The organism is Chryseobacterium oryzae, from assembly GCF_022811665.1.
In the GTDB taxonomy this organism is placed as follows: domain Bacteria; phylum Bacteroidota; class Bacteroidia; order Flavobacteriales; family Weeksellaceae; genus Chryseobacterium; species Chryseobacterium oryzae.
In genome coordinates, this window is the sequence record NZ_CP094529.1 from 1,233,144 (window position 1) to 1,245,375 (window position 12,232).

Annotated in this window: 9 protein-coding genes; 6 read left to right on the forward strand and 3 right to left on the reverse strand. The window is 32.4% G+C overall.

The features are described 5' to 3' along the window. Positions 1–37 precede the first annotated feature (37 nt). The gene (locus MTP08_RS05695) at positions 38–1,204 is read left to right on the forward strand and encodes a proline dehydrogenase family protein (protein ID WP_243577432.1); all 1,167 of its coding nucleotides are present in this window, start codon (positions 38–40) and stop codon (positions 1,202–1,204) included. A 62-nt stretch (positions 1,205–1,266) separates the two neighbouring features. Here the strand turns inward: MTP08_RS05695 and MTP08_RS05700 are convergent, their stop codons facing one another. Further along, a complete protein-coding gene (locus MTP08_RS05700; protein ID WP_243577433.1) occupies positions 1,267–1,791 on the reverse strand; it encodes a helix-turn-helix domain-containing protein in 525 nt (174 codons plus the stop codon). A gap of 793 nt (positions 1,792–2,584) precedes the next feature. On the opposite strand from MTP08_RS05700, the gene MTP08_RS05705 reads away from it, so the two are divergent. Next, positions 2,585–3,694 (forward strand): M14 family zinc carboxypeptidase, encoded by a 1,110-nt coding sequence (locus tag MTP08_RS05705; protein ID WP_243577434.1) that lies wholly within the window; start codon positions 2,585–2,587, stop codon positions 3,692–3,694. A 40-nt stretch (positions 3,695–3,734) separates the two neighbouring features. Here the strand turns inward: MTP08_RS05705 and MTP08_RS05710 are convergent, their stop codons facing one another. Continuing rightward, positions 3,735–4,244 (reverse strand): DUF4920 domain-containing protein, encoded by a 510-nt coding sequence (locus tag MTP08_RS05710; protein ID WP_209390058.1) that lies wholly within the window; start codon positions 4,242–4,244, stop codon positions 3,735–3,737. Positions 4,245–4,698: 454 nt separating this feature from the next. On the opposite strand from MTP08_RS05710, the gene MTP08_RS05715 reads away from it, so the two are divergent. After that, positions 4,699–6,102 carry an APC family permease gene (locus tag MTP08_RS05715; RefSeq protein ID WP_243577435.1) on the forward strand — a complete coding sequence of 468 codons (1,404 nt, stop codon included), beginning with the start codon at positions 4,699–4,701 and terminating at the stop codon, positions 6,100–6,102. Between the two features lie 50 nt (positions 6,103–6,152). On the opposite strand, the gene uvrA is transcribed toward MTP08_RS05715, so the two are convergent. Then, on the reverse strand, positions 6,153–8,942 hold the full coding sequence (gene uvrA / locus MTP08_RS05720) for an excinuclease ABC subunit UvrA (protein ID WP_243577436.1): 2,790 nt from the start codon (positions 8,940–8,942) through the stop codon (positions 6,153–6,155). 197 nt (positions 8,943–9,139) lie between these two features. Between uvrA and MTP08_RS05725 the strand changes: the two genes are divergently transcribed. From MTP08_RS05725 to MTP08_RS05735, 3 genes are all read left to right on the forward strand, one after another. Beyond that, on the forward strand, positions 9,140–9,400 hold the full coding sequence (locus MTP08_RS05725; RefSeq protein WP_243577437.1) for a hypothetical protein: 261 nt from the start codon (positions 9,140–9,142) through the stop codon (positions 9,398–9,400). A gap of 70 nt (positions 9,401–9,470) precedes the next feature. Beyond that, positions 9,471–10,247, forward strand: a complete 777-nt coding sequence (locus tag MTP08_RS05730; protein WP_243577438.1) for a GLPGLI family protein — start codon at positions 9,471–9,473, stop codon at positions 10,245–10,247. A gap of 149 nt (positions 10,248–10,396) precedes the next feature. After that, positions 10,397–12,208, forward strand: a complete 1,812-nt coding sequence (locus MTP08_RS05735; protein ID WP_243577439.1) for a TonB-dependent receptor plug domain-containing protein — start codon at positions 10,397–10,399, stop codon at positions 12,206–12,208. The last annotated feature ends 24 nt before the right edge of the window (positions 12,209–12,232 follow it).

Genomic DNA, 12,232 nt, shown 5'->3' on the forward strand with positions numbered 1-12,232 from the left:
TTCTTACATTTGCAATAATAATTTTTACATAAAAAGAATGCCCATTTTTAACGATACTCAAGTTGCTTTTGCTGATAAAACAGATGCACAGTTAAGAAAAGCGTATTGGATGTTTAAAATGATTGAACAGCCTGCTTTAACCAATATTGGTACTTCTGTACTTAATTTTACGGTTCATAATAATTTTCCTTTTGTTACCGGAATTGTTAAAAATACACTCTTCGAGCAGTTTGTGGGAGGAGAAACCCGTGAAGAAAGTATGAAAGTTGTTAAACAGCTTTTTAAAAGAGGAGTAGGAAGTATTTTCGATTATTCTATTGAAGGAAAAGAAGACGAAGAAACTTTTGATGCAGTCTGCAAAGAGATTAAAGATATTGTGAGATTTTCTGTAGGAAATCCTGCAATACCTTTTATTGTTTTTAAACCAACTGCATTTGGAAGAATAGACCTTTATGAAGCGGTGGGAAATGGTTCAGAACTAACTTTAAGCCAGAAAGAAGAATGGTCGAGAGTGGTGAAAAGATTTGATGAAGTTTGCCAGCTTTGCCACGAAAACAACAAAAAAGTGATGGTAGATGCTGAAGAAACCTGGATGCAGGATGCAGCAGATCAGCTTTGTGAAGAAATGATGGAGAAGTACAACCAAGAAAAACCAATTGTATGGAACACCATACAGATGTACAGAACCGGTCGTTTAGAATATATGGAGCAACATCTTAACAGAGCCCAAGAACGAAACTACTTCATTGGTTATAAAATTGTTCGTGGTGCGTATATGGAAAAAGAGAGAGCCAGAGCTGTGGAGAAAGGATATGCAGACCCAATTCAGCCAACGAAAGAAGCATCAGATAAAAATTACAACTCAGGGATCGATTTTGTTATGAATCATCTCGATAAAGTTTCTGCATTTTTTGGTACTCACAATGAGATTTCTTCGGAGCTTATTATGGATAAAATAAATGCTAAAGGATTACCGCACAATCATGAAAACCTTTATTTCGGGCAGCTTTACGGCATGAGTGATAACATTACTTTCTATTTGGCAGATAAAGGGTATAATGTAGCTAAATATCTTCCTTACGGACCTGTAAAAGATGTTGTACCTTATCTTACAAGAAGAGCCAGAGAAAATACATCTGTTGCCGGACAAACCGGAAGAGAATTAGGCTTAATTAAAAAAGAACTGGAAAGAAGAAAAAAATAATTTTCTTTTTTTACAAATGATAAAACAAAAACTCCATTGCTAAATGGAGTTTTTTGTTGTTATTAAGGTTCAAAACTTTCAAATTTTCCATTTTCATAGAATAGAACAATACGTTTTATCTTATTTGTTTGATTATCTGTATTTTCTGTAATTACTTTTTTTGTTGAATTTTCTAATGGCTGAGAATTCAATATTTTCTGTTCTTCTTTACTTTGATATGATATAGGCGATTCTGACTGCGTTATATTTTCTTCTGTTTTTGGAAGATCAACATTCTCTAAAATCTCGTCTTCACTAATTAAGGTAAAAAGATCAGGAAGAGAAGTAGGTTTAGTTTTTTCTGTTTCATCATTCTGTTCTTCTTTAAGTTCAGACTTCAGCATTTCACCTTCACCATTTACCAGCCAATCCCATAAAATCTCGGGAAAACGAGATTTTATTTTAATAATGAATTCCAGAGAAGGTTTATTTCTCCCTGAAGTAACATGAGAAATTGAAGATCTCTGTACATCAATTTCGTCTGCAAATTCTGAAGGAGTATATCCTGAATATTCTATAATTTTTGAAATTCTTTCGTTTAAACTCATTTTTTCTTATTGAAAATGGTAATTACAAATGTAAATAAATTATTTACAAATATAAAATACAAATGTAAATAAAAACAGTTGCTATTGTAATACATTTGTAAACATAATATGTTGCTAAAAACCAATATATTATAAAATTTTCATTAGTTGTTAACAAATTATTGAAAACCATTTATTGATTTAACTATTCAATATTTATGTTAAAGTATTCCATGAGATAAATACTGTATGAACAATTTTTATGGCTTATATAAAGTGAATAAAATAATGATTCAATTATCTAGGCAATTAGCATCACCAATTAAACAATGGAGTAGGATAGGGCTTTCATGGAGTTTTTGCTGGGTTAAATTTAAATAATCCTGATATTACTTAGTTAAATTTCAGATTAGAGATCACGATTCATCGCTTACACAAGCATCCATTAGATATTCACTTAAATGCCTAAAATTATTTTTTCGAATTTGAATTTCAAAACAAAAAACAAGGAAATTTACATTTGTAATTATAGCAAAAAACAATGTTTTTCCACATTAGAAATGTTTAACCAAATAACACTCAAATGGGGAAAAGATGCCGTATTTTAACTTAAAGTATACCTTAATTAATTGTTTAATTAAAAATTATAAAGTACTGAATTTTAATTAAGTAAATTATTGTAATTAAATTATTAGCAATTAACATTTTTATCAACAGACAAAAAGGCAATTTGATTTGTTTAACGATTTTACAAATGTTAACCTTGTTTTATTTTGAAAAATCATTAAATTTGAATAATGTAAATTGTTATTAAATGAACTGGAAACATTTCTATACTGTAAATTCTGAATTTCCTAATCGCTATATTTCCCCTAAAAAATTATTTTCTTTTCTTAAGGAGAATTATTCGGAGTATATTACGGAAGTCGGTAGATCTTTTTTAGATTATCCTATTTATAAATTGTCGATTGGTAAGGGAAGTACCAAAGTTTTAGCATGGTCGCAAATGCACGGGAATGAATCTAATGCTACTCATGCAATGTTGGATCTATTGGAGAGTTTTAAAAATAGTCCTCAAACTGGAAAGGAATTACTCAGTAAAATCACTTTAGATTTTATTTTTATGCTTAACCCCGATGGTTCTGAAAAATGGACACGACTTAATGCTTCAGATATAGATCTTAATCGGGATTTTCATAATGAAGCAAGTAAGGAAATAAAGATTTTAAAAAAAATGGCAGCTTCCTCCAAATACGATTATGCACTGAATTTGCATGAACAGCGAACTATTTTCACAACAGATGGTATTCATCCGGCTACATTCTCCTTTCTTGCACCTTCAGAAAATATTGAGCGTACTATCACCGAAAACCGAAAAAAATGTATGGCAGTTATTGCGGAAGTTTATAAAGAACTCAGCACATTAATTCCTGGGCAAATTGGTAGATATTCTGATGAATTTTATCCTGCCTCTACTGGAGATAATTTCATAAAAGCAGGAATGCCCACTATTTTATTTGAAGGAGGACATTTTGTAGATGATTATACCAGAAAAGAAACCAGAAAGTATTATACCATTGCACTTTACTGTGCTTTAGAAGCGATGAGTACGCTTCGATCAGGAACCGATGGTTGGGAAATTTATAACGAAATTCCAGAAAATAAGGAAACTCATTACGATATTATTTACAGGAATGTAAAATTAAATACAGATCACGAATGCATTTTAGATATTGCAGTACAATACAGGGAAGTTTATGAATCAGGAAAAGATGAAATTTCGTTTATCCCGTATGTAGCCTTGGTAGGCGATGTAAAAGGAAAAAAAGGTTGGCTCGAAATAGACTGTTCCGGGAAAAAATTTATTTCCGAAACCAAATATCCCAAACTGGATGCAGAAGTAAGTTTTACCATAGAAGATTAAAATAAAAAGCGGAATTTTAATTCCGCTTTTCTTATATTTTTTAGTTAACAACTTTAATTCCGTTGGCAACAAATCTTATTTCTTCTTTAGGTTTTGTAATCGCATCAATTTCAGATTGAGGCTTTTTAGCATCTTGTGCATAGTGTTTTTGTTCGTCTACAGAAGTTACTTTTTTCTCTGCACTCCCTTCTAAAACAACAGTTTTGCCTTTAAGAGCAGTCGGAACGAAAAACCCATAATCTTTCATTTTAACGAAAAGCTGAGTATTATCTTCTGTCTCTAAAGTAAGCCAACAGCCTTTTTTGTCGCAAACATCTGTCACTTTTCCTTTTAGAGCAACGTTCTGAATTTTTTCATTTGCTTTTTTAAGCTTTTTGTTTAGTTTTTCAGGGCTTATTGCTTTAGACTCTGTTTTAGAATTTACTGCAGCACCATAAAAATCTCCTACCAAAGCACTTCCTTCCGGCGGTCCCATCTTTTTTGTTTCTTGGGCAAAAGCTAAAGTAGAAAAACTTACAGCAGTAGCTAATAATATTGCTTTAAATTTCATATTATTTATTTTTATCAAAAATACTAATAATATTTGAATAAAAATGATGAAAAAACTTGATAAAAAGCAGGTTGTTTCCATCACTGTTTAAAATGATTTCAAATAATAAACTACTGAAAATTTTTATGAGGAGCTTAATCCCGCTTTCCACTATATCTTTTTTGTTACGGCTTCCGCTTCGCTCCAGCCGAACAAAAAAGGATGCCGTTTCAATCGGGGCTAGGATTTTAGTCAGTCATTTAACTTAGAATGAATTTTATAGAATTATTTGGATTTTATAAATCTTATCCCCAATTCACTTTAGTACAGAAAATTCATTAAAATCAAAATTGATTAATTACATCAAAAAGCTAAAAATTTTAGAATAAATACATGAAAAAATAGTTTCATTTAATAATCAAACAAAATAAAAAACAATCTTATATTTAATTATATTTGAAATCTATACTCAACTATGCAGAAAAAACTAAAACTTTGGGATGCCATTATGCTTGTGATGGGCTCCATGATCGGAAGCGGAATTTTTATTGTAAGTGCAGATATGATGAGAAATCTCGGATCGGGTTACTGGCTAATCATTGTTTGGATTATTACAGGAATTATGACGGTTGCAGCTGCGATAAGCTATGGCGAATTGTCGTCTATTTTTCCAAAAGCAGGCGGACAGTACACTTATCTTACAGAAATTTTTGGAAAGAAAATGGGTTTCCTATACGGATGGGGACTTTTTACGGTTATCCAAACCGGTACTATTGCTGCTGTTGCAATGGCATTCGGGAAGTTTACGGCTTATTTAGTTCCTTGGCTTAATTATTCAGATCCTATTTTTCAAAGTGGTGAATTTCAGATTACTTATATTCAGATTTTGGCAATTTTTGTTATTTTATTGCTTACTTACATTAATACAAGAGGAGTAGAAAGCGGAAAACTTTTACAGAATTTATTTACGGGATCAAAAATTCTTGCTTTATTAGGTCTTATTGCTTTAGGATTTATTTTGGTAGATTTTTCTCATTTGGCAGAAAATTTTAGTTTCGGAACAGATGCATTCAATAATTTAAATAAAGATTCCAAAGGAAATTTTCTTAAAACAGGTTGGGAATCTATATCGGGAATGGCTTTACTGGGCGGAATTGCTGCTGCAATGGTAGGTTCGGTTTTCAGTTCTGTGGCGTGGGAAAGTGTAACTTTTGTTTCGGGAGAAATTGAGAATCCTAAAAAAAATGTCGTAAAAGCTATGATTTTAGGAACTTCTGCGGTAATGCTACTTTATATTGCTGTTAATTTTGTGTATCTTAATGCATTAGACCGCGATTCTATTGCTTTTGCTGCCAATGAACGAGTTGCAGTAACAGCTTCGCAAAGTATTTTTGGAAATGCCGGAACCATTATTATCGCTGTTTTGGTGATGATTTCTACTTTTGGATGTAATAACGGACTTATATTGGCTGGAGCAAGGGTTTTTCAGACAATGGCAAAAGACGGACTGTTCTTTAAATCGGCTATTAAAAATAACAAAAATCAGGTTCCTGAAAATGCACTTTGGATGCAGGGAATTTGGGCATCGGTTTTATGCTTGAGCGGTCAGTACGGAAATCTTTTAGACATGATTTCTTTCGTTATAGTTCTGTTTTATATGATTACCGTATTTGGAGTTATTTATCTGAGAATTAAAAAACCGGATCTTGAAAGACCTTATAAAACTTGGTTATATCCGATAACACCATTTGTATATTTATTTATAGGAACATGTTTCTGCGTTTTGCTTCTTATTTACAAACAGCAATATACTTGGCCAGGATTTTTAATGGTTTTAATTGGATTACCGGTATATTATTTAATCAATAGAAAGAAATAAACAAAAAATAAGCACTGCAAAGAGTGCTTATTTTTCACGAAAAATTGAATTTAATTCAGTTTTTCGGCAATATATTTTGCAGTATGGGATATTTTATTTTTTGCCAACTCTTCTGGAGTTCCGGCAAAAACTACTTCTCCACCATGTTTTCCGGCTTCCGGACCAATATCTATAATATGATCAGCACATTTCATAATATCAGGCTGATGTTCTATCACAATAACAGAATGCCCCAGATCTATTAATGCCTGAAGCGATTTTAATAATTTCTGAATATCGTTAAAATGAAGTCCAGTTGAAGGTTCATCAAACACAAATAAAGTTTTATCGGTGGTAACACCTTTTACTAAAAATGAAGCCAGTTTTACACGCTGTGCTTCACCTCCCGAAAGTGTAGAAGAACTTTGCCCAAGTTGAAGATATCCCAAACCAACATCCTGAAGCGGCGTAAGTTTAGTAACGATTTTATCTTCCTTATTTTCTCTGAAAAAATCTAAAGCTTCATCTACCGTCATGTGAAGAATATCCGAAATATTTTTTTCATCAAACTTTACTTCAAGAATTTCGCTTTTAAAACGTGTTCCTTTACAAGTTTCACATTCCAGTTCTATGTCTGCCATAAACTGCATCGACACATTAATAACGCCTTCACCTTTACATTCGTCGCATCTTCCGCCATCTACGTTGAAAGAAAAATGTTTAGGTTTATAGCCCATAAGTTTGGCACTTTTCTGCTTAGAAAACAAATCGCGAATGTCATCATAAGCTTTCAGATAGGTTACAGGATTAGAACGAGAAGATTTACCAATAGGATTTTGGTCAATCAGTTCAATATGTTTTATTAATTTTTTTGGAAATTCCACAGAGTCGTAATCACCCTTTTTTCCACCCATTCCCAACTGAATTTGGATGTCATTGGTAAGAATTTCTTTCATTAAAGTAGATTTTCCACTCCCTGAAACTCCGGAAATAACCACAAAACTTTCTAATGGAACATCTACATTAATGTTTTTTAGATTATTAGATCTCGCTCCTTTAATGTGAATAAATTCTTTGGCTTTTCTACGCTTTTCAGGAACTTTAATTTCTAATCTTCCGGTTAAATACTTGGAAGTAAGTGTATCTGCATTTTTAAGTTCCTTGAAATTACCCGCAAAAACAAGTTCTCCGCCTAAATATCCTGCTTCCGGGCCAATATCAATAATATAATCTGCCGCTCTCATCACATCTTCATCATGCTCTACAACGATAACTGTGTTACCAATGTCGCGAAGATTTTTAAGAACTTCTATTAAATTTTCGGTATCTCTCGAATGTAAACCAATGGAAGGCTCATCTAAAATATAAATAGAACCTACCAAAGAACTTCCTAAACTTGTAGCTAAATTAATTCTCTGGCTTTCTCCTCCAGAAAGCGTATTGGAAGTTCGGTTTAAAGTAAGATAACCTAAGCCAACTTTTAATAAAAATTCCAGTCGGGTGGAGATTTCATATAAAAGTCTTTTGGCAACTTCACGGTCATGATCCGAAAGCTTGAGATTGTTGATTAACGGTAAAAGTTCATCCAAAGGAAGTTCAATCATCGACTGAATGTTATATCCGTCGATTTTCACCCAAGTAGTTTCCTCACGCAAACGCAAGCCTTCGCAGGTTGGACAAAGAGTTTTGCCACGATACCTCGAAAGCATGACGCGATACTGTATTTTGTACAAATTTTCTTCTAGCATTTTGAAGAAATTGTTCAAAGAAGGAAATGTACTTTTAGCATCACCTTTCCAAAGGTAGTTTTTCTGCTCTTTGGTAAGTTGGTGATACGGTTTGTGAATCGGAAAATCTTTTGCTTTTTTAATAAAGTCTTTTTTCCATTCGCTCATACTTTCACCTTTCCATGCCGCAACAGCATCTTCAAAAACAGACAATGCCTTATTGGGAATAACTAAATCTTCGTCTATACCAATTACTTTTCCGTATCCTTCGCAAGTCGGGCAGGCTCCGTAAGGATTATTAAAACTGAAAAAATGAACATTTGGCTCTAAAAATTCGATTCCGTCGAGTTCGAATTTATTAGAAAATTCTTTTATTTTTCCTGTTTCTGTATTTTTAAGGGTACAATGTCCTCTTCCTTCATAAAAAGCCATTTGTATAGAATCTGCCAATCTCTGAAGAAAACTTTCATCATCTTCATACGTAAAACGGTCGATCACCAGATTAATGACCATTTCTTTTTCCGGGACAAAGCCAAAACTTTCAAGATCTTCAATTCCTGCCACATTTCCGTTCACTTCAAGCCTTGTAAAACCGGCAAGTTTAAGAACGTTGAGTGTTTCAGAAAAGTTTTCAGCATCAAAAACTAATGGAGCAGTTAATAAAAAAGGAGTTTCTTTCTTAGAATTTTTTATAAAATCTACAACATCTGTAACCGAATCTTTTTTTACTTCTTCGCCGGAAACGGGAGAAAATGTTCTTCCTATTCTTGCGAATAGAAGTTTCATATAATCGTAGATTTCTGTAGATGTTCCTACTGTAGATCGAGGATTAGAAGAAATTACCTTTTGCTGAATTGCAATGGATGGAGCAAGCCCTTTTATGTCGTCTACCTTTGGTTTTTCTAGCTTACCTAAAAACTGACGGGCATAAGAACTTAAGCTTTCCACATATCTTCTTTGTCCTTCGGCATAAATTGTATCGAATGCCAAAGAAGATTTACCACTTCCAGACACTCCGGTAATAACAATTAGTTTGTTTTTCGGGATGAGAACATCTATGTGTTTCAGGTTGTTAAGGTGTGCATTTTTAACGAAAACCTGTTTTTTTATATCTATTTCTGTTGTTGCAGCCATACTCGTATTAAGACCAACAAAATTACGAATTTTTGATGCTTAAACCTAAAGCGTTAAAAAAACTCGTTAGGTTTTTTATTTCCTAAAAATAATGTAGAAAACTTTTTCTTAAAAAAGTGAAAATAATTTTGCAGATTTTAATTTTAATATTAATTTTAATTTAGTGCTACTTTAATAACAAATTTAAATTTTTAGACATGAAAAAACTATTTTTAGTGGCAGCTTTAGGTGTTGCAGGTTTGGTAAGTGCTTCTGAACCGGTGAAAGGAAACGAAAAGGAAGTAGTGAGCCAAGAAAACGCTCAAAAACTTGAAAGAATGTGCGTTCAAGTATTAACAAGTTGTGGTAAACGTGCTGTTGCATGTGGAGAAACTACAATGGAAATTATAGGAAACGCTTTGGTTGCTGATGAGCTTTCTTGTCCTAGTCAAGACACTGGAGACCAAGGAGGATTATAAAAAAAATTCTAACTATTATTACATTCTCAAAAATTATTGTTTTGAGAATGTTTTTTTATTTACAATTATTATGAAAAATTACATTTTAATTTTACTTACTATTTCAAGTTTTATTTCTGCTCAGCAAAACTATGTTTTTACTTATCGAATGGACGCAAAATTAAGTACAACACAAGATTATAAAACAACAGAAGATTTCTACTTGTTTTCGAGTAAAACAGGATCGTTTTTTATTTCAGAAAAGTTCAATACAAGAGATTCTATTGCTCAAGACATAGCTAATAAAGGTTTTGAATCACTAAATCTCTCTAAAATTCCTAAAGCACAATTTAAGTTTATCGTTGAAAAAAATTATGCAAATAATATGGTAAATTTTTACGATAATATACTAAATTATAAATTTGTATATGAAGAAACACCCATTTTTGAATGGAGCATTTCAAATGAAAAGCTCAAAATTGGAGAGTTCAGTTGTACAAAAGCAACCATGACTCATTATGGCAGAGATTGGGTAGCTTGGTTTACAGAAGAAATTCCGTTACAGGACGGTCCTTATAAATTTTCACAATTACCGGGACTTATTGTAAGAATAAATGATACTCAAGATCATTTTAAATTCGATCTTTTTTCCATTAAGAAAATAGAACATAAAGATTTTAGTGAAAAGAAAAAGCTTTTATCTTATAAAAAAATCACTAAAAAGGAGTATTTAGAATCTATGCAAAATATCAATAAAAATATTGTAAAAGAAGCTTCTGACATCGGAATTACTTTAGATGAAGAAACTCAAAAAAGATTAAGCAAAAAAAGGAAAAGTGATAGAAATAAATTGGAACTAATACCATAATTAATAAGACATAAAGTTATTTGAAAACCTAAGTGATATTTTATCACTTAGGTTTTTCGATTTAAATAAGATTAATATTTCATGCCAAATATCATTTTCTGCTCTGATTGAAGTTTGTTAATTTTGAAACCTTCAAAATAATAACTTTTATGAGAAGAAAATTAGGTGCCATTCTTTTTTTGCTGGGAGCATTTTGTACAGAAGCACAGATAAAAACATCCGATATAGATTCAATAGAAATTCAGGGGAAATTTACAGCGACTACTTTTAAAAACGCCAATCAGAATATTTCTATCATTACGAAAGAAGAAATTCTGAATTCTCCTGCCGTAAGTATTGATGAAATTCTGCAACAGGTTCCGGGAATGGATATCAGAAGAAGAGGAGCCAACGGAGTACAGAGTGATGTAGGCTTTAGAGGAAATTCTTTTGAACAGGTGTTGATTCTGATTAACGGAATCCGCATGAATGATTCCCAGACAGGACATAATTCTCTAAATATTCCGGTAGATTTGGATGATGTAGAAAGAATTGAAATTGTAAAAGGTCCTGCTGCAAGAAGATTCGGGCAAAATGCCTATGCGGGAGCTATTAATATCATCACCAAAACTCAAATTGGAAAAAACGTAAAAATAAGTGCTAATGCAGGGGATTACAAAACATTTGGCTTTGGTCTAAATGCCAATGTAGGAAACGAAAAATTTTCACAGCTTTTACAGGCAAATTCCAATTCATCGCAAGGTTACAGACATAATACCGATTTCGACATCAGAAATGTGTATTACCAAAATCAGCTGAAAATAAAAAATGGTGACTTAAGATTACAGGCAGGTTTTTCTGAGAAAAAGTTCGGAGCCAATGGTTTTTATGCTTCGCCCCTTGCTACTGAACAGTATGAAGAATTGCAGGCTTCAATCATAAGTATTGCCCATCAACAGAATTTTGGGAAATTCAGACTTAACTCTAATGCATACTGGAGAAGAGGACAGGATATGTATCTTTTTAACAGAGAAAAGCCTGAAATCTACAGAAATATGCACATTGGGAATAATGTGGGCGGAGAAGTTAATTCAAGCTACACATCCAATCTCGGAACGACAGGTTTGGGAATAGAATTGAGAAAAGAATTCCTGGAAAGCAGTAATTTGGGAAGCAGAGAACGTTTTGTTACACAGTTTTTTTTTGAGCATCATTTTTCTTTTTTCGAAAAGAAACTGAATATTACACCAGGAGCTTCTTGGGCCAATTACTCCACCAACGGAAACTTTTTTTATCCCGGATTAGATATTGGCTATACTTTTTATCAGAATAACAAAATTTACGGAAATATTTCCCGCGTCCACAGAGTGCCGACTTTTACAGATTTGTACTATACTAGTAAAACTGAAAAAGGAAATCCCGATCTTTTGCCGGAAAATGCGGTGTATGCAGAACTTGGGTATCAATATCAAAACAAGAATATTATTGCAAAATTAAGCGGTTTCTTAAGAAATTCTAATAATGCGATAGATTGGACCAAAGTTTCTCTACAAGATCCGATTTGGTATTCTAAAAACATTGGAAAAACTGAAATTAAAGGAATCGAAACAGAAATAAGCTATCAGTCTTTCAGCTGGATGAAATTTACCGTCGGATATACTTATCTTGATAATAAACTGAAAGATATTAATGAACTCAATTCCCGTTACGCTTTAGATAATCTTAAACATCAGGTTGTTACAAAGCTTCAGACAAAATTTTTGAAATACTTCAGTAACGAATTGGTTTATCGATATAATGATAGAGTAAATCTTGGAAGTTATCATCTTTTAGACGAAAAACTGAGTTTTACTAAAAACAATCTTTCTGTATATGCTTTGGTAAATAATGTTACCAATACACAGTATACCGAAACTTTTGGCGTACCAATGCCTAATAGATGGTTTCATTTAGGATTTTCTTATAACATTCATATTAAGTAAACTTAACATTCGTGTAACATTAAA